Origin of the sequence: Microcoleus sp. LAD1_D5, from assembly GCF_036702115.1 — a bacterium.
Taxonomy (GTDB): Bacteria; Cyanobacteriota; Cyanobacteriia; order Cyanobacteriales; family Microcoleaceae; genus Microcoleus.
The window spans coordinates 42,981-61,628 of record NZ_JAUBSA010000003.1 but is presented as its reverse complement, the minus strand read 5'-3'; the positions used below and the strand labels follow the sequence as shown (position 1 = coordinate 61,628).

Sequence of the window (18,648 nt, the reverse complement as noted above, 5' to 3'; positions counted from 1 at the left end):
AAAATGACTGATGGTATCAGGGTTTGCAGCTTGGCTACACTTGTATTTTTTGAAAGTAGTATTGATTTTGGTCGATCGCTCTGAAAGCTGCGATCGACCCTCTCCGGTTCCTCCTTTTTTCGGAGAATTATTTTCCTACCCCTACTTATATCTTTTGAGGGATTTGCTGCGACAAAGAGAATGATTACAGTATACTCATTCATCTTAAATCACTTCTTTTATGACCGCAACAACTCCACCTATTATAACTAACTCTATAAAAATTGCAGGCATCACAAACCCAACGGTAGTGGGATATTTTGAAACTTTAAACGCGGGCGATTTTGACGCGACGGCTAATTTGTTTGCTGATGACGGGGTTCTGCACGCGCCGTTTGAAGAGCCAATTATCGGCAGCATCTCGATCGCTACTTATCTAAAAACCGAAGCGCGAGGAATGCAGCTAGAACCCCAGAAAGGTGTCAGCCAAATTTTAGAAGATGGCAATGTGGAACTTCAGGTCAGCGGCCGGGTGCAAACTTCCGCATTTGGTGTTAATGTCGGATGGCTGTTCTTGCTCAATTCTGACGAAAAAATCCTTTCTGTCACGGTCAAACTGTTAGCTTCTCCCCAAGAATTGCTAAATCTGCGGTCACATAAGAAATAAGCTGTTTGATAATGTGTTTCACATTTAAATTGTCTATTTTGGTTTGACCTGTCGATCGCACGTAATGGCTAAAGTCATTCAATGGACAGGTTGAGTGCCTTTTTATAGCAAGAATGAGGCAGAAACCGGGTTTTTTATCCAAATCTCTGGTGAAGTGCCGCTAACGGTATAAAAAATCGGTTTCTTGGCTATTTGTGCGATCGGGACTGTACCCCTACAATCTTACAGTCTCTTAGAGAGGGACGATACTGCACGAAAAACTGGCTGTCACCGCACCGTGCGACAGACAGCCAAAACGAGTCAAAAAGTGCATTGTCAATCACTAATCACTTATGACTAATGACTAACGACTAATTAAGATTTTTCCGGCAAACTCGCTTCCAACTTTAGACAGTTGCGACCGTCTATTTGCAAAGTGTAGTCCACCCGATCCATAAGTCTGCTCATAATCAGCCAGCCGTAGCCGCTTTCCTGTTTAGCTTCCGGCCTCGGGGGATTGTAAGTATCCATTTCGTAACCTTTACCGTAATCCCAAATTTCTAAACCAATATCCCTATTTTTTAAATTCAAGCGAATTAACACGGGCAAATTGGGTTGATCTTTGTGAGCATGGCGGATCACGTTAGAATAGGCTTCTGCTAACACCAAGCGCAAACGATTCGACTGACGCGGCCAATCGACGTGCTCTCCTAGCTCTACTTCCAAACTGCTCAGCAACCAATTTTCAACAATTGTTAAAAACCGCAAGTCGCTTGGCACATGAAGCTCAGTATTCATAAAAAAATCCCGTAAGTTTGAAAACCCTGTGTCTTCACACCAGGTATGAAACACGACGCGCCGAATTGATTCGGCCTCAATACTTGTCGCTACTCGGGGGATACTAGCCTTTTCTGTTTAAAAATCAGGCATTCGTCATTCGGTAGAAGGCAGAAGTTAAGAGTATCGTTGAAAACTTTAGTTATGGGTATAAAGCCCATTAACTATTGATAATTATACCGAGACTGCAAGCAGGGAGGTATAAAAAATCTGTGTTTCAATCCTTTGCTTTTAAGCGTTGGTTTTTTCTGACGAATGCCTTCTACCTTAACCCTTTACAGGTATTTAATCCCCCAGGAAAGCGATTCAGGAAACTAGCTGCGCCATCGCCGGCTAGGTTTTTTACTGTGGTTTTTTACTGTTGACGATAACGCCGTCCTTTGCAGGACTACTCTATGAGCCGTCAACAAGCAGAGCTTAAGTTTTTTCGGCTCTCACCCCCGACGATGCGTCGGGAGTCGCTGACAGATTCAAAGAACCTCCAGAGAGAGTATGGTTTGGTCGTCTTCCTGAACGGGATTGTCAGCTCGGATGTGAGCCAACAAATTGTCCAAGTTGAAAGAACCAGGTTCCTGAATCAAAAGTTGCCAAAGCCCTTCTTGTTGTAGCATAGAACGGGTTGGTACACCCCCTGCGACCGCTTCAGTAGTCACGCTAGCTTCAGTAATCCCGTCACTCGTCAGCAGAAATACATCTCCTGACTTTAATTCGATCGCACCCGCTTTGCCCCTCCAAACTGGCAGTATCCCCAAGGGAATGCCACGAGCTTTCAGGAAATTCGGCTCGACTGGCGTTTTACCGCTAGCGGCTTGAGCTTTCACCTCCGAGTGAGACCAAACGATGGGGTAAATGTGACCGGCATTAGCAAACGCGAGGTGTCCCGTTGACGGAGTGTAACGAGCTACAACCATTGTAATAAAATGGTTGTTGCCGATCAGGTCGTCAGACATAGTGCTATTCATGTTCTGCATAACTTGATCGGGTTCTGGAGAAACTTCTTGGGAAAGTTCCCGCCGCATCACCGAAATCGCGCTGGCCATAAATAGAGCAGCCGGAACTCCCTTACCCGAAACATCTCCCACCGCTATCCAAATATCCCCCTGAGAGTGGACGTAGACTTCAAAAAAGTCGCCGCCAACTTCCCGCGCGGGATAGCAGCAAGCTTGCACCCTGACAGTTTCAAAATCCGGCCAACTTTGGCGCAACAAGTTTGTTTGGATTTGGCGAGCCACTTCCAACTCGTTTTGCATCTGCTTGGCTAAATCCAGAGTGCGCTGGTAGAGCTTAGCTTGAGACAGGGCCAGAGCAGCTTGAGCTGCTACACCTTCTATTAACTCTATATCTTCTGCCGACCAAGGGTTAGCGCCGCCAATCTGGCACAAAGCCAGTACCGCCAGCAATTCTTGCTGGTAAGTCAGGGGCACAGCAATCTCAACCGAGTTACCATCCCCCCCACTGTTTGGGTTCACTTGAGTTTGGCGGGTGGCTACGGCTTGAACCAGCAAATTTTCATCAAAAGAAAAGCTACTGGCTTCAGAGGTTTGGGATTGGTAAGGGAAGGTACTCGGCAATAGTCGATCGGTCTCTACCGGCCGCAGCATACAATAGTTGGCCTCAAAAGTTTGACCTACGGTTTGAACAATAGTTTGTACCATACTAGAGTAATCTAGCGACCCGCGAATCACGCTCATTACCTCATTGAACAGAGATTCCTTGCGTAAAGCGCGGCGCAATGCAACGCTGCGCTGCTTGTAGTATTTGTAAGTGTCTGAGGCTTGATTGATCACCAATTTGAGTTCTTCTGGATTCCACGGTTTGGTGATGTATTTGAAAACTTGACCTGAGTTGATGGCCTCAACCAAATCTTCAACATCGGTGTATCCCGTTAGCAGAATCCGAATCGTATCGGGAAATCGCTCGACTGTTTTCCCCAAAAACTCGGTGCCATTCATTTCTGGCATCCGCTGGTCAGATATAATCACCGCCATCTCACCCTGTTCGTCTAGAACTTCCAGAGCGCTGAGGGCGCTATCTGCTTTGTAAACCTGAAAGTCGCGTCGAAAGGTCCGGTACAATAAATCCAAGTTGTCGGGTTCGTCATCGACTACCATCAGTTTCAGCTTGCTTCCATCTCCCCGACTCATCTTTCTTCCCCCTTGAAAACCCCCACCATAGCTGTAATCAGCAAGGTGGCGGGAGGAAAAGGGGGGCTGGATATATGCAACATATCAGTTACGTCAAGTTGAGTTAAAGAAACCCGTTTTACCTCAAGGTGAGCATTCCTTTCGCACCATCGGTTCGCACAACAGATGAGAGGCTTTCGATACTGTAACCCGCCTCGGTAGGCCGCTTCAATAGGGAAAATTCCCGAGTCAGCTTTCACGCTGTGATACGAGCAATGACCTGGTTAGCAGTCGGTACTTTTCTAAACACACCAGCATTCAAAACGGCTAATTAATGCTCTGATTGCAGAGTTCTTAACTAGCTGGGCACTGTCCTCGGTGTGAATTTTAACACTTACTACTAAGGCAGGTATTGCTACCTAAGTCTGGTCAACACCGGCTGTATTTCAAGCCCCACGGTACCCGAAGGGTTAGTGGTGGGTTGTTGGCGCTATTCCCTACATCTTTGCCGAATCGTACTTGATTGCTGCATGCAAGTCTCCCTAATCTCTGAACTTTTTGCAGCAAGCATATTACTACTGCCGAATCAAGTTATTCTTTCTGCTAGTCTGAGCTTAGCAGAACGAGAGCGGGGATTTCTAGCGACTTCTTCGGATTGCGGCCCGATCGGCTTTTTTGTCAGTACCTGCAAACTGGGTGTTCCTCTGAGTTGGTGCTTGACCGGTCGGTCTTCCAGGCTGTGAAATGTAATGATTCCGATTCTCCCACCGGGTTTTAACCACCGTGGGGCTTGGTTGAGGAAAGTTTCTAAAGATGATAGTTCCGAGTTGACGGCTATCCTTAAAGCTTGGAAAGTGCGGGTGGCCGGATGGATTCTGCCGTTGCGCTGCTTGGGGGGGAAGCTGGAGGCGATCGCCCCTGCAAGTTCTGTTGTAGTTTGAAAAGGACGCCCTTGCACAATCCGCCTTGCGATGCGCCGCGACAGTCGCTCCTCGCCGTACTGGTAAATAATATCTGCTAGTTTAACTTCTTCCCAGTGATTGATAATCTCTTCTGCTGTCAAAGATTGCTGCTGGTTCATACGCATATCTAGTTGAGCTGGGTGGCGAAAACTAAATCCTCGTTCCGGTGTATCGAACTGAGCAGAGCTGACGCCCAAGTCTGCTATGATACCATCAAATTCGGCCTCTGAGGACTGATATTCAGCAAAGTTGCCGTGCCAAAACTCAACGGGCGAGTTGGCAAATCGGGCTTGGCAAAAACGGATGGCTTGTTCATCGCGGTCGATCGCCACCACTGTAACATCGGCCGCCGCCGCTAAAATCAAACTCGTGTGTCCGCCGCCCCCAAGCGTCGCGTCCAAATAGTGGCCGCCTGGACGCACAGCCAAACCCGCAATTAATTCTTGACCCAAGACAGGAACGTGATAGGTGTCAATACTGACATCTGATCCAAGGGTCTCCTTCTCAGAGAGCTCGATATCCTTCATAATCATAAAAGCCAAACAAAAATCAACAATAGCTAGTAATCATTAATTCATTTAATTATGTCAAGAATTGAGACGAGAACCGAACCGATGGTGCTCAACATGGGGCCGCACCACCCATCCATGCACGGGGTACTCCGGCTAATCGTCACCCTAGACGGGGAAGACGTAGTTGACTGCGAGCCGGTTTTGGGCTATCTGCACCGCGGGATGGAAAAAATCGCCGAAAATCGCACCAACGTGATGTACGTGCCCTACGTGAGCCGCTGGGACTATGCCGAGGGGATGTTTAACGAAGCGGTGACAGTAAATGCGCCGGAAAAGTTGGCGAATATTGCTGTCCCCAAACGGGCGAGTTACATTCGGGTAATCATGCTGGAGTTGAACCGGATTGCTAACCATTTGTTGTGGTTGGGGCCGTTTTTGGCGGACGTGGGGGCGCAAACTCCTTTTTTCTATACTATGCGCGATCGCGAACCAATTCTTGACTTGTGGGAAGCTGCTACAGGTTATCGCATGGTGAATAATAACTATTTCCGCATAGGCGGAGTCGCCGCAGATTTGCCCTACGGTTGGGTAGATAAGTGCCACGATTTCTGCGATTATTTCGTTCCCAAAATTGACGAGTACGAACGTTTAATTACCAACAATCCAATTTTCCGCCGCCGGATAGAAGGCCTGGGTACTATTTCTCGCGAAGAAGCGATTAACTGGGGACTTTCCGGCCCCATGTTGCGCGCTTCCGGCGTTAAGTGGGATTTGCGGAAAGTTGACCATTATGAATGTTACGACGACTTCGACTGGGAAGTTTGTACCGAAGCTGCTGGCGATTGTTTGGCCCGGTATTTGGTGCGGGTTCGGGAGATGCGCGAGTCGGTTAAGATTCTCTATCAAGCCTTGAAAGGACTCCCCGGTGGCTCTTACGAGAATTTGGAAGCGAAGCGACTCGAAAGCGGGCCCAAATCTGAATGGAATGGTTTTGACTATCAGTTTATTGGCAAAAAAGTAGCGCCCACTTTTAAGATTCCCAAGGGCGAACATTATGTCCGCGTTGAAAGTGGCAAGGGTGAGTTGGGGATTTATATTATCGGGGATGATAATGTGTTTCCTTGGCGCTGGAAGATTCGGACTGGGGATTTTAATAATTTGCAGATTTTGCCTCACATTGTTCGGGGCGTGAAGATTGCGGATTTGGTGGCGATTTTGGGGAGTATCGACATTATTATGGGCTCGGTTGATAGGTAGGTTTTGTCGGTTTTTATCTGAGAATTTAACCCGGTTTTTTTATGGAACCGGGTTGATTTTTTTTGAACTGCAGATAAACGCGGATAAACGCGGATGGATATCGATTAATATTGCTATTAACGTCGCTAAAATGTACCTTATTTCTCTCTTCTCTCTTCCTCTGTGCCCTCTGCGCCCTCTGCGGTTAATAAAAAAAAAATCTCTCCTTCACAAATGAAATAACATCAACTTTGATTCGATAAATTATGAATGTTCAGCAATCAGATATCAATGACAGCAACTCGGAACTCTGCAATTTAATCCGCGAAAGAATTGCGGCAACTCCGCAGCAGCGTATTACTTTTGCTGAATATATGGATTTGGCATTATATCATCCGCAGCACGGATATTATAATAGCGATCGCCCGTCGATCGGCAAACAAGGCGATTTTATCACGTCGTCTCATTGGGGTGCTGATTTTGCGGAGGTTTTGGCGGAGCAATTTGTGGAAATGTGGGAATTTCTCGATCGCCCTTTCAATTTCGCGATCGTAGAAATGGGCGCTGGGCGGGGAACTTTTGCAGCTAATGTGCTGCAATATCTGCAAATACAATATCCCGATTTATTTCATGTTTTAGAATACATTATTGTTGAAGTTTCCCCTGTACTCGAAGCGGAACAGCGGCAAAGATTAGCCGATACCAAGTGTGTTAAGTGGTGTAATTGGGATGAGATAGTTAATAATTCAATTGTCGGTTGTTTCTTTTCTAATGAGTTAGTCGATGCTTTGCCCGTACATCAATTCATTCTGGAAGAAGGGCAACTTAGGGAGATTTACGTTGCCGCAGAAACAAAAAAAAATGAACAAGAAGAGATAATTTTTGTTGAAGTAATTGGCGAAGTTTCCACGCCTAAAATTGCCGAATATTTGGATTTTGTAAGCATCGATTTGTCGGCGAGTGTTTACGGGGATGGTTATCGCAGTGAGGTGAATTTGGCGGCTTTGGACTGGATGAGTACAGTTGCTCAAAAGTTGCAGCGGGGATATTTGTTAACTATTGATTATGGCTATCCGGCGCACCGGTATTACAATCCGAGGCGCAGGGAGGGGACGCTACAGTGTTATTATCGCCACCGATATCACAGCAATCCTTATATTAATGTGGGGCGGCAGGATTTAACGGCTCATGTTAATTTTACGGCGTTAGAAAAGCAGGGTGAATTGTGCGGTTTGGAGGTGGTAGGGTTTACTCAGCAGGCATTGTTTTTGATGGCGTTGGGTTTGGGCGATCGTATTGCTTCTCTATCAACAAATGATGCGGAAGTATTGGATGTGGCAACGTTTTTGCAGCGCCGGGAAGCTTTGCATCAGTTGATCGATCCGATGGGTTTGGGGGGTTTTGGGGTTTTGGTGCAGTGTAAAGGGTTGAGGGAGGAGGAAAAGGGGAGAATTTTGAAGGGTTTGAGGGTGCCTGATTGATTATTTTAGATTGATTATTAACTAATTAAGCTCTTTTCTAACCGCATGAGCGATTAAAGGCGCTTTCTTTTCTAACCCTTCTAAATTAAGTTCGTTCTCTAGATACATCCGATACCACTCCTGACGTTGTTCTATCACCCATTCACTATTCTGAAGCTGTAACTTTTTGAGGGTAAATTCGGCTCGATCGCGCTCGTGGGAAGGAATCGCCTCAGTCAAAACCAACTGACAAGAAGGTAGGATAATCTCAAACCAATTATCTTCTACTTCAAACGGATCGAGAATTTGTCTATCGTAAGTTCCTTTGCAGCTATTTACCCGTTGCAAAGTATAGCGATAGTTTTTCCATTCATAAATTAAATGGCGGTTTTCTGCTTTACTTTTACTCAAATAATGATCGACAGTACCCATCCGACTCGGTATGTACATCACCGCATAGCCACAAAGATTTTGGAACTCTTTAGCTAATTGAGGTTTGAAGGAAGACCAAAAATCTTTTGGTTCTTTAGTAGGATTTTTAACTAACCAATTATTGCCTGCTTTTCGCACCTGTTGCTCAAAATCTGCTGGTTCCGGTGGCGGAATAAATCGCATCATCTTTACTCTACCTCGGTGCTCACAATCCATCGAGGCCAGAAGCGATCGTGTTCTGGTAAAACTCCCAGGAGTTCCTGATGAATTTGCTCCTTAGTTCTGAGGTATTCAGGAAAAGTTTCCATGCTTTCTCCTCGCATGAAAGTATACGCAGCCTCAATCGCTATTTCTGCTTCGCGGGAACGAGCCTGTTTTAACCCAAAAATATCTGAAGTTAGCCACCCAACAGCATCCCCATGTTTTGTCCAAGGAACTTCATTAAGAGTTACATCTTTACCTTGTAACTCAAACAAAAATAACTTATCTTGCTCCTCATCAAATTCAGGCTCAATTGAGGCAAGTACAAGAGGAGAATGAGTAGTTGCTATTAACTGAACTTGCATTTCATTTTTAAGACTTTTAACTACTTCTAATATCGCAGGAAGAATCGATCGTTGCCAAGCTGGATGTAAGTGAGCTTCAACCTCGTCTATTAAAAAGACTATTTGATCGATAGGTTCTTGCTGCCGCAATTTAGATGCTTGTGTATGTTCATACCAAGTCCACATTAGTAAGTAAGCAAGTCCTAAAATTCGTTTTATTCCTGCTGATGTGTAGATGATCGGCACATTTCCATAAGGGAAATCCAGGGTAGGAATATCACGAGTATCTTCTACAGAAACCCGTATTGGCTTTCCCGGTTCCATCCATTCATCTGCATGGGGAGAAAGTTGTCGAATCACAGAAGAAAATATTTCAAAGGTAGACTCTTCTCGCTGTCGTTGCCAATTGACCCAATCGTGAATTAAACCATTACATAGAACTTTATTATCGGTTCTTAACCCATTCCAAAGATGATCGGAAGTAAAGTTATAGATACTGGACTGTTGACGAACCGGGTCAAAAACTGAAAATCCACCATCAACACGGACATAAACAATCAAGCTTCTTAAAAAGGGAGGTATTCGCAGATTCAGCCATTGCTGATCGAAAAAACTAAAAAGGCTACGATATTCCTCAGAATCTGTCTGAGAACTCAACATATAGGTAATTTCTGGTGTTTCTTCCGGTGTTTTTCCCTCTATCTGTTGAGGCCAAGCAGGTTGACCAACCCAGTTTCCAGTTAGTCCCCACCAAGCAATATCTAGTAAAAAAGTTTTACCAAGACCATTGTCTCCAGTAAACAAGTTGAGTCTTTTGGCGAAGTGAACATCAAATTCTGGAGCTGTTCCCACCCATTTTAGGTGAAGTTCTTTCAGCCTGTTATGCCTCTTATGGTGAATAGATAAATCAAATTCTAGGTAGTATTCAGAATTAGATAATTTATACAGACGGATATAGTCTCTACCATAGGCTTTAATTGTCTGGATAGTAACCGGTTCAAATTGTTTCAAGACACCACTTTTTTCTAGCTTGCCTTTAATCCAACGTCCTAAAATTGTTAAATCATCTTTGGATCTAAAGTTTTTATAATTTGCTCCCTGAGTTTGGCAGGCAAATGTTAAACCATCATCTGTATGAGCGATAAAATCACCTTTTGGGTAAATAGGATTATCACTTGTTTTTTTATCCACAATAAGTTCAACTTCGTACCAATCTCTTGGGATAACTTTACCAGTAGATTTATTCTGTCGCCCTTTGCCAAAAAAAGTATTGAGATTTGATTTCCGTTGTCGCCCTACTCTTGATAAAGATATGTCCACATAGGGAGTTTCTGGAGTTATGGTAGGTATCGACATTAAGTTACCTCACTTGACTAAACAGTAACTGTCAACTGTAATTGCTGTTCAGAAGCTTCTGATTCTGCGTGTTCTAATCGTTCCTTAATTGACATCATTTGCAACTTTTGATTTAATTTGTATAAATCTACTTTCGGATAATTCCCTTTAAATAGCGGAATCAGAGATTCAACAACGTCAACTATTCCATCTGGCGGAACTGCATTGCCAATTTGTCTTCTTACTTCAGTAATAGAACCTTCAAAAACAAAATCATCGGGAAATGTTTGCAACCTAGCTCTTTCACGATTTGTCAATGAACGCGGTTCGGGATAATGATATCCCCAAGTACCACCACCACCACCAGCAATAATTGTAGCACAGGGTTTATCTGGATGAATTCGCCGATAAACGTGACTGATCATGCCTTTTACATAGTATGGACTATCCTTAGGAATATCAGTAAAATTCCCTCCGGGGTTAATTAGACTCAAAATTTCAATGGTTCGAGGCTGAATTTTCTGATGTTCCTGATTATATTTCACTTTTTCCACATTTTTGAGTGCTTCACCTGCTGTGCGATAAGGATATTTACGATTTTGTCCGTATTTGGGCTGAGGATGCACAAAATTAAATTCTGTATCCATCCGAATGCCAACTAATAACACTCTTTGGCGAAATTGGGGAACTCCGTAATCCGCAAAGTTGTAGAGTTTAGGTTTAACTAAGTAGCCCGGTGCGATACTTTCAAAGTCGGAGATTATTTGTTTTATTGCTTGATAATTATTCGCACTTAATAAACCTTTGACATTTTCTGCTACAAAAGCTTTGGGCTGTTTTTTGTTGACAAAATCCAGAAAATATGTATATAAATTGCCTCTGGTTCCTTCCAGGCCGGGACGTTTCCAAATCATGGAAAAGTCTTGACAAGGAAACCCTCCTATACATATTTCTGCTGCGGGCACTTGTGCAATGTCTATATTTTCTATGCTGTCGTTGACGATGACATCAGCAATGTTTCTGCTGAAAGTTTTGCAGGCGTATTTATTGGAGTCGATCGCCCAAACTACTTCAAACCCCGCTTTGTGGAATGGCAAGTCCATACCGCCACAACCTGAAAACAATGATATCAGTTGCGGTTTGGTTTTCCAGGCGATCGGCTTGAGACGTTCGATTAACATATTAGTTCGCATTAGGACAAGGGCGGGCTGGATGCCTGAACCCCAAGATATTAATTATACCAAAACATTATGGTATTCGACTAATCAATTTATATTTCACTCTTCGTCATCTAATTCGATTCCCGCTTGACGCAATTTTTCGGCCAATCTTTCAGCGCGGAGGCGTTCGCGATCGGCTCTTTCTTCCGACCACAGCAACAACTCGCCTTCTGCATCCCACCACCTCAACCAACAGCCTGTTCTCCCTTCGTGCGTTCCTTCCCAAATACCTAAAAATAAGTCTAATCCCGGTATCCAATAACGTCCGTTTTCATCTGCTTTTTGCAAGTTGTAGTGCTGTGATTCTAAAGCGTAAACTTCTAAATGAGCTGTTTTCGCTCGGAATATGACGTATCGGGGTACTTTGATTACTTGCTCGTAAAAATACCACTTTCCCACCCGCGATGTAAACTCTACAGAGTATTCTTCTCCATAGGTTTCTGAAAGAAATTCCATCACGATTTGGGGGATGGTTCCTTCTGTGTGCGGGGTGTAGCTGCGGCGGACTTGCGAGACATTTTTTGGATTGACGGGTTTCACGTACATCCAATCTGGTGCTTTGCAGATAATACGCTGTTCGTCGCGGGTGGATGCTGGAAAACTAATTCCGGCACAAAGGGCAAAGTTGGAAACAATTAAGGCATCCTGCATTAATTCAGGAAATCCTGTTAGCGGCTGGCGCAAAGCCGCAGCTAACAATGGTTGACTTTCGTCTTCCACGGGGTCGTCTGGTAGTTGGAAATCTTCTGGTAGTAGCGGCCAGGTGATTGTGAGTTGTGTTTTATAATTTTTAGTTGCTACAGACATAGTTTATCAGAGGTTAAATGTTTTAATGTTTAAATTATATCTCTTGGTTTTTGGGATTAATGTTAATGGCTTAATGACGAGGCAGAGCCTCTGGATATGCGTTACCGGGCAGAGCCTGGTAACGAGAGGATTGGAATTCAAAGTCCCCCTTTTAAGAAGGGGGATTTAGGGGGATCGAGACTGGGCTAAAACCGAGAGTTCTAAGGGTTGTTAATTTTCTGCTGTAGTTCGCTGGTCATTGCTAGTAGTTCTGATTGCCCGATCGCACTTTGTTCACCACTCGCCAACCACTTCAATTGTACCGTCTCGTTTTCAGCTTCCGCATCTCCCAAAACTAAACAGGCAACTGCACCGCTTCTGTCGGCTCTCTTAAACTGTTTCCCGAAAGCACTACCGCTCAAATCTATCTCTACACTAAACCCGGCAGTTCGCAATTTTTGAGCTAACAATACCGATTGCTGTTCGGCTTTTTCCCCCCTGGATACCAAATAGAAATCTAACTTCGGCGCGGGCAAAGGTTGCAACTTTTGCAGCAGGATAATCAACCTTTCGATACCCATTGCCCAACCGACTGCCGCCGTATCTGGGCCGCCCAATTCCTTGACTAAACCGTCGTAGCGGCCGCCTCCGCAAACTGTTGCTTGCGCTCCCAAATCGTCGGAGATAATTTCAAATGCGGTGTAGGTATAGTAATCTAAACCGCGCACTAATCTGGGATTTAACTGATAGCTAATTCCTAAGTTTTTGAGCATTTGCTGCACTTGCTCGAAGTGCGATCGCGATTCTTCTCCCAAATAGTCCAAAATACTCGGCGCACCAGCTACAATTTCTTGAGTGCGCTGATTTTTGCTGTCCAAAATCCGCAGCGGATTGCGATTCAACCGGTCTTGGGAATCGGCGTCTAATTCGTCTTTGTGCGGTGTAAAATAATCGATTAATGCTTGGCGATAATTTTTTCTGTCTTCCTTGTTTCCGACAGAGTTAATATCTAGTCGCAAATTTTTTAAACCGAGAGTTTGCAGGATATCGCAGGCGATCGCAATTACCTCGACATCCGCACGAGGATTCGCACTCCCCAAGACTTCCACCCCAATTTGATTAAACTGTCGCTGTCTTCCTTCTTGCGCGCGTTCGTAACGAAACATCGGCCCCGCATACCACAGACGCTGCACGTCTCCTGCTGCGTACAAACTGTTTTGAATAAAAGCTCGCACTACTCCGGCGGTGCCTTCTGGACGCAAAGTAGTCGATCGATCGCCCTTATCTTTAAAAGTGTACATTTCCTTACCCACAACATCGGTAGCTTCGCCGATGCCGCGTTCAAATAAAGATGTCTGTTCAAAAATTGGCGTCCGAATTTCTCGATAAGCCGCTTTTTTCAAAATTGTTCTAGCGACTTCTTCTATATTTTGCCAATATTGAATTTCAGCGGGCAAAATATCCCGCGTTCCCGGTAAAGTTTTAATTGCACTCATTTTGTTAGTCATTAGTCCTTAGTCATTAGTCCGCAGTCCTTAATCATTAGTCAGTAGTTATTAGTTAACAGTTAACAGTTAACAGTCAACAGTCAACAGCTAACAATTCCCCATAACTAATGACTTAATAATTCCCAAACTCCATAACGATCGCCATAATAAGCCAAAATGCGATCGACTCGCTCGCGACCTGCCAAATCGAACCCTTCAGGATACTGTATCCACAAACCCCCAACTTGGCTGTCGCCGTAATCAAACCGCTGCGACTGCTGCGGAATTAAACCGGTTTGCACCCCTTCAACTTGACGCAAATGGATCGCGACTTCGCGATATACCGCCAGCGGCAATCCAGGGCTTTGAATTTGATAGCGGAGTTGTTTTTCTTGTGCCGTTTGCATCATTTCTTTGCCTGTCCCCAACCAGAATCCCTACTTAAGATACTTCTTTATCGATCGGCCGCGGTAAAGGGCAGCAGTTAATATTATCCAAACATACCTTTCCCCACTGCAACGCCCAGCGTACAAGCGTAACTCGATTGTCAGCGCGTGTCTTGTTCAAGATATTGCTAATGTGGTTGTCAACTGTACGCTTGCTAATCTCTAACTTTTCGGCAATTTTCTCATTAGTCAATCCCGCCGCTACTAACTCTACCACTTGCAATTCTCTGTCCGACAGGGTGACAGGGGTCCCAGAGACAATCCCACTCATAAATTTTTCCTATGTCTGCATATTTACCTATCTACAATTCTAAAGGATGAGGGATCGAGTATGAAGAGAAAATTAAATTTGCTGTGCTACTCTTTCGGGCCCGAAGCGCCAACTCGCTTGGAGAATCGCCCGGAGTGCAAACCCAGCGCCGACACAGCAAGACGCGCAGCCACTTGCACTGCTTGTGCGTCGGGTGGCCGATGCTGCCTTTACCTACGCCTATCTGACCTCCGGGCCCAACCTGTAGATGTTTGCACGTAAAACAACTAACTGATAGGCCCGCACTATACTTCAGCCTTAAGGGAGTAACTGCCAATAATATCAGTAGGTCTGATATTATAGGAGCAGCCATTAAAAAATAGCTTGCAATTTTTCTGGGATGGGTTAAAAATAATTATTGACCTGTCTACTGCTGGTCTAAAATCTAAAATCTAAAATCTAAAATTCCTATGACTTCTCCTCGCGTTCTGTGTCTGGGTGAAATTTTATTTGATTGTTTAGCAGATAAACCAGGAGTATCTCTCGAAGAGGTAGAATCTTGGACGGCATATCCCGGTGGTGCTCCTGCTAATGTTGCCTGTGCTTTGGTTAAATTGGGGACGGTGGCGGGATTTATCGGTGCTGTAGGTGGGGATGAATTGGGGAATTCCCTAGTGCAGGTATTGCAAGAAGTAGGGGTTGATATCGCTGGAGTGCAGCGACATCCAAGTGCGCCGACGCGGCAAGTTTATGTCTTGCGGAATGAAGCGGGCGATCGAAATTTTGCCGGTTTTGGTAAATTTGATACTGCGGATTTTGCCGACACCCACCTCCTCGCTGCACAACTACCGGAGGTGTTGTTTGAAAATGCCGAATATTTAGTGCTAGGTACTTTAGAATTAGCTTATCCTGAAAGTCGAGAGGCGATCGCCAGATCGCTCGAACTAGCAGAACAGTATGACGTTAAAATTATACTTGACATCAATTGGCGTCCCGTATTTTGGCCAAATCCAGAGGAAGCAAAAGCGTACATTAGAAAACTCTTAAAAAAAGTTGATTTTGTCAAGTTATCTGAGGAAGAAGCCGAATGGTTGTTTGACACTACCGATGCAGGATCTATTACCTACCGCCTCGATTCTGTAGAAGGCGTTTTGGTGACTGCGGGGGAGAAAGGTTGCGGTTATTGTATCTCGGAAAATGAAGGAAAAATCCCCGCCTTTACAGTAGATGTTGAGGATACAACAGGTGCAGGCGACGCATTTCTGGCTGGTTTTGTGCGGCAGTTGTGCAAGCATGGAATTAAGAATCTAGCCGATCCCAAAATAGCCCAAAAAATTGTAACTTATGCCAGTGCGGTAGGTGCGATGACAGCGATGAAACCGGGGGCAATTAGATCTCAACCTACTGCGGCTGAAGTAGAAGCTTTCTTATATTTGTACAAAAATTAGAGCCGCAAACCTATCAGTATGGAAACGGAGAGGGGGCTAAACTTGGTTCAGAAACTCGGTTAATTAGCAAAAAAAATAACTCTTATACTAAATCCGCCTTAAAAAACCTCGATCGGATTAGGCGATTGAAATCGGTACTATACAAACTCTCCTCCTAGCGGAAAGAAATTAAGAAATAAAGAGGTATTTAAGTTAAGCCAGATTTAGTATTATAGGTTTTATTGGGGGCAATTAACCCCAGATCAGATGAATTCTAATTTGGCGCAATATTACCTCTAACGGCTGCGAAGCATCTATGATAATTGCATCTTCTGGTTCTTCGAGATTGTCTAACTGACTTAACAATAAATCTGCTTTCATGTAGTGATTTTCGCGACTTGTTAATCGGGCTGCCAATAGCTCAAAAGAACATTTCAGATAAACTATGTTCATTCGCTTTTGGTCTCGGTAGAGCATTTCGCGGTAAGATGTTTTTAAAGCAGAACAAGCCAAAACCACATTTTTATTTTCTAACAGCCACCTGTCTATTGTAGCTTGCAATTGTAATAGCCAAGGAAGGCGATCCGCATCTTCTAAAGGAATCCCCAGACTCATTTTCTCGATATTAGCTGATGGGTGAAAATCGTCGGCATCGCTGAAATCCCAGTTGAGAGATTGCGCCAGCAACTTGCCAACAGTAGTTTTGCCTGAACCGGAGACTCCCATCACAATCGTAATCATAGCGCCTATTTACCGAAATACTTGTAATTTGATCGAGTTGGGCGATCGAGAAACCGGGTTTCTTAAGTTGCCCGATGAATCATACAATTATAAACAATTCAACAAACCCAGTCTATTTCTAATTCTAGAGCAATTTTATTACCGAGTGGGTCTAATGAATTCACAATAATTAACTTGGGTTCTTCCCTAACTTTGTGATCCTAATATTACTTCTTGTTGCTGATTATCCGATCGCACTTGCAGCTAAAACCTCACTGCCAATCGGCTGGTACATCGGACTGGAGAAGGGGCGAAAGTCTCGCCAAGCGGCGGTCATCTTGCACAGCAAGCGGAACTGTAGCGGCGTTGAGGGTTCATTGAGGCGATCGACTTGTACGCAAACCAATTCTGGATGCTGCGAAATAATTTCAAAAATATCATCCACAAGATAGCGCTGACAATAGCCGACAATCCAGTGATCTTTAGTACACAGAAGCAGACGGGAAACGCGCGGATTTTGAAATTCGTGGGCTAAGTACAAAAATTCGCCCACTTGAAGCCGATTAATCCGTTCAATTGCCGACTTTGAAAGGTATCGCAGTCCATCTGCAAAAAAATGGATACAGTAACGTCCATTTTCATCTGGTTCGGGACAAGGGAACACCTCAAATTTATCAGTTACCCGTTTGCCTCCGCTGCGCGCCAATAAAGCAATTGGGTCATGTTCGTGTTCAGGGATATTCAACCATTGTACAAATTCAGGGTAGTCAGGGCGCGATCGCGACATCACTCGATTAGAAAACAACGAAAACAGTTTCTGTGAAGTGTAAACATTATTGAAATTCGGGAAAGATGGCAAGGGTTGAAACCCGCACTTAAGTTTCGCTTCTAGAACACCATTTGTATAATTGAACTGGTATTCTTTACCGTTAAACGTCAATCGACCAATCGGAAACCAAGAGCCGCCGTTTGGGTCTTTCCAAGCCAAAAATAGTGTTTTCAAAGCAAATCTCCTGTCAATTCAAGTAGGGTGCGCCGTGTGCACTGCACAAACACAACTCACCCACACGGCTTAAAAAATGTTTACCCGATCGACCCTTGACACTTTCCTCTCAAAATGAGAGTATGAGTATACAAACAGGACTTATACTAAATCCGAGTTTACCACCCCTGTTATAAATATTCCGTCATTGCGAGGGAAGCGAAGCAATCGCTTGCATCTCTGCGATTGCTTTGCTTCCCTCGCAATGACAATAAAGGGGATGCCTAACCCGGATTTGGTATAACGCTGCATAACCGAACTTTGACATCACCTGTAGAGTTCTGGTGGACAGCGATCGCTCTATAGATAAAATCTGTGAGTAAGTCCTGTATAAAGTGATGGAATAAGCCACGTTAGGGAAGCGAAAGAGATGCAATACAAAACCACCAAAAAGCTAAAAACAAATGCACCTAATTTCGATCCCCAACCTCCGTAATGATGCTGCTAAGTACCCGGATGTCAAAAACCAAATTGAGATTTGGAAAGAAACTGTCAACAAAGCGGAATGGCAGAATTTGGAGGATGTTCGCAAAATTTATCGGGATGCTGAAGCAGTAGGAAACTTTACCGTCTTTAATATCAAAGGCAACGACTATCGCCTGATTGTTGGGATTAACTATGAGAACCAAACTGTTTTCTACAAATATTTCCTAACCCACTCTGAATACGACAAAGAAAAATGGAAAAATGACCCTTACTTTTGACCGAACGACTTACAGCAACTTGCTCGCAGAAATTGCTCCAAAGGCGATCGAAACTGAAGAAGAATACGATCGCCTCCTAGCAGTTGCAGAAAGGCTAACATTTGCTAAAAACCTCACTCCAGAGGAGAAAGTTTTATACAAGTTGTTAGTCACTTTGATAGAAGTTTATGAGACAGAAAACTATCCGATAGACAAATCAGAACCTCATGAGATTTTGCAACATATCATGGAATCCAGCGGCATCCGCCAAGCAGACTTGGTAGGTATCATTGGATCTAGCGGCGTAGTATCTGAAGTTGTGAACGGCAAGCGATCCATTAGCAAAGCACAAGCTAAGGCACTCGGCGATTATTTTCAAATCTCACCTAGCTTGTTCATTTAATTTAAGATGAATCGATCGGTTACGATCTAATTCCATGTCTTGTAGGGGCGGCTTGGGCGACAATAATCCCCTAGAATCGACAATACAATAAACCCGCCCCCCAGATCGAGACTAATC

The 18,648-nt window shown here is 44.3% G+C and carries 20 protein-coding genes; 8 read left to right on the top strand and 12 right to left on the bottom strand.

Going from position 1 to position 18,648, the window contains the following annotated elements:
- Nucleotides 1-10: 10 nt before the first annotated feature.
- Both QUA70_RS02385 and QUA70_RS02380 read left to right on the top strand, forming a co-directional pair.
- Nucleotides 11-184 (top strand): hypothetical protein, encoded by a 174-nt coding sequence (locus QUA70_RS02385; RefSeq protein ID WP_333333322.1) that lies wholly within the window; start codon nt 11-13, stop codon nt 182-184.
- A 36-nt stretch (nt 185-220) separates the two neighbouring features.
- Nucleotides 221-646, top strand: coding sequence for a nuclear transport factor 2 family protein (locus tag QUA70_RS02380; RefSeq protein WP_333333324.1), 426 nt, complete (start codon nt 221-223; stop codon nt 644-646).
- A 354-nt stretch (nt 647-1,000) separates the two neighbouring features.
- Here the strand turns inward: QUA70_RS02380 and QUA70_RS02375 are convergent, their stop codons facing one another.
- The 3 genes from QUA70_RS02375 to rsmH form a co-directional block, all read right to left on the bottom strand.
- Nucleotides 1,001-1,423: an ATP-binding protein gene (locus QUA70_RS02375; RefSeq protein ID WP_006633914.1), complete on the bottom strand. Its 423-nt coding sequence runs from the start codon at nt 1,421-1,423 to the stop codon at nt 1,001-1,003.
- Nucleotides 1,424-1,932: 509 nt separating this feature from the next.
- A complete protein-coding gene (locus tag QUA70_RS02370) occupies nt 1,933-3,606 on the bottom strand; it encodes a SpoIIE family protein phosphatase (protein WP_333333326.1) in 1,674 nt (557 codons plus the stop codon).
- Nucleotides 3,607-4,171: 565 nt separating this feature from the next.
- Nucleotides 4,172-5,074, bottom strand: coding sequence for a 16S rRNA (cytosine(1402)-N(4))-methyltransferase RsmH (gene rsmH / locus QUA70_RS02365; protein WP_333344458.1), 903 nt, complete (start codon nt 5,072-5,074; stop codon nt 4,172-4,174).
- Nucleotides 5,075-5,131: 57 nt separating this feature from the next.
- On the opposite strand from rsmH, the gene QUA70_RS02360 reads away from it, so the two are divergent.
- Both QUA70_RS02360 and QUA70_RS02355 read left to right on the top strand, forming a co-directional pair.
- A complete protein-coding gene (locus tag QUA70_RS02360; protein ID WP_333030262.1) occupies nt 5,132-6,316 on the top strand; it encodes an NAD(P)H-quinone oxidoreductase subunit H in 1,185 nt (394 codons plus the stop codon).
- A gap of 245 nt (nt 6,317-6,561) precedes the next feature.
- The gene (locus QUA70_RS02355) at nt 6,562-7,776 is read left to right on the top strand and encodes a class I SAM-dependent methyltransferase (RefSeq protein ID WP_333344460.1); all 1,215 of its coding nucleotides are present in this window, start codon (nt 6,562-6,564) and stop codon (nt 7,774-7,776) included.
- Nucleotides 7,777-7,797: 21 nt separating this feature from the next.
- On the opposite strand, the gene QUA70_RS02350 is transcribed toward QUA70_RS02355, so the two are convergent.
- The 7 genes from QUA70_RS02350 to QUA70_RS02320 form a co-directional block, all read right to left on the bottom strand.
- Complete coding sequence (locus QUA70_RS02350) at nt 7,798-8,373, bottom strand: hypothetical protein (protein WP_333344462.1); 576 nt, start codon at nt 8,371-8,373, stop codon at nt 7,798-7,800.
- A gap of 2 nt (nt 8,374-8,375) precedes the next feature.
- Entirely contained in the window at nt 8,376-10,088 is a 1,713-nt protein-coding gene (locus tag QUA70_RS02345) for an AAA family ATPase (RefSeq protein ID WP_333344464.1), read from the bottom strand.
- A gap of 17 nt (nt 10,089-10,105) precedes the next feature.
- Nucleotides 10,106-11,248 carry a DNA cytosine methyltransferase gene (locus QUA70_RS02340; RefSeq protein ID WP_333344466.1) on the bottom strand — a complete coding sequence of 381 codons (1,143 nt, stop codon included), beginning with the start codon at nt 11,246-11,248 and terminating at the stop codon, nt 10,106-10,108.
- A 96-nt stretch (nt 11,249-11,344) separates the two neighbouring features.
- The gene (locus QUA70_RS02335; RefSeq protein ID WP_333333337.1) at nt 11,345-12,094 is read right to left on the bottom strand and encodes a Uma2 family endonuclease; all 750 of its coding nucleotides are present in this window, start codon (nt 12,092-12,094) and stop codon (nt 11,345-11,347) included.
- A gap of 200 nt (nt 12,095-12,294) precedes the next feature.
- Nucleotides 12,295-13,569, bottom strand: a complete 1,275-nt coding sequence (hisS, locus tag QUA70_RS02330; protein WP_333344525.1) for a histidine--tRNA ligase — start codon at nt 13,567-13,569, stop codon at nt 12,295-12,297.
- A 116-nt stretch (nt 13,570-13,685) separates the two neighbouring features.
- Nucleotides 13,686-13,967: a hypothetical protein gene (locus tag QUA70_RS02325; RefSeq protein ID WP_333344527.1), complete on the bottom strand. Its 282-nt coding sequence runs from the start codon at nt 13,965-13,967 to the stop codon at nt 13,686-13,688.
- A gap of 34 nt (nt 13,968-14,001) precedes the next feature.
- Nucleotides 14,002-14,277 (bottom strand): photosynthetic electron transport-dependent transcriptional regulator PedR, encoded by a 276-nt coding sequence (locus QUA70_RS02320; RefSeq protein ID WP_006633901.1) that lies wholly within the window; start codon nt 14,275-14,277, stop codon nt 14,002-14,004.
- 60 nt (nt 14,278-14,337) lie between these two features.
- On the opposite strand from QUA70_RS02320, the gene QUA70_RS02315 reads away from it, so the two are divergent.
- Nucleotides 14,338-14,538, top strand: a complete 201-nt coding sequence (locus tag QUA70_RS02315) for a hypothetical protein (protein WP_333333339.1) — start codon at nt 14,338-14,340, stop codon at nt 14,536-14,538.
- A gap of 188 nt (nt 14,539-14,726) precedes the next feature.
- Nucleotides 14,727-15,704, top strand: coding sequence for a carbohydrate kinase (locus QUA70_RS02310; RefSeq protein ID WP_333344468.1), 978 nt, complete (start codon nt 14,727-14,729; stop codon nt 15,702-15,704).
- Nucleotides 15,705-15,935: 231 nt separating this feature from the next.
- Here QUA70_RS02310 and QUA70_RS02305 read toward each other — a convergent pair whose 3' ends face one another.
- Nucleotides 15,936-16,424: a gluconokinase gene (locus QUA70_RS02305; RefSeq protein WP_333333343.1), complete on the bottom strand. Its 489-nt coding sequence runs from the start codon at nt 16,422-16,424 to the stop codon at nt 15,936-15,938.
- Nucleotides 16,425-16,647: 223 nt separating this feature from the next.
- Entirely contained in the window at nt 16,648-17,406 is a 759-nt protein-coding gene (locus QUA70_RS02300; protein ID WP_333344470.1) for a DNA-binding protein, read from the bottom strand.
- 443 nt (nt 17,407-17,849) lie between these two features.
- Here QUA70_RS02300 and QUA70_RS02295 point away from each other — a divergent pair, with 443 nt between their 5' ends.
- Both QUA70_RS02295 and QUA70_RS02290 read left to right on the top strand, forming a co-directional pair.
- The gene (locus QUA70_RS02295) at nt 17,850-18,149 is read left to right on the top strand and encodes a type II toxin-antitoxin system HigB family toxin (protein ID WP_333344472.1); all 300 of its coding nucleotides are present in this window, start codon (nt 17,850-17,852) and stop codon (nt 18,147-18,149) included.
- Entirely contained in the window at nt 18,133-18,531 is a 399-nt protein-coding gene (locus QUA70_RS02290) for a transcriptional regulator (RefSeq protein ID WP_333344474.1), read from the top strand. Before QUA70_RS02295 ends, QUA70_RS02290 begins: the two co-directional genes overlap by 17 nt.
- Nucleotides 18,532-18,648: the final 117 nt, after the last annotated feature.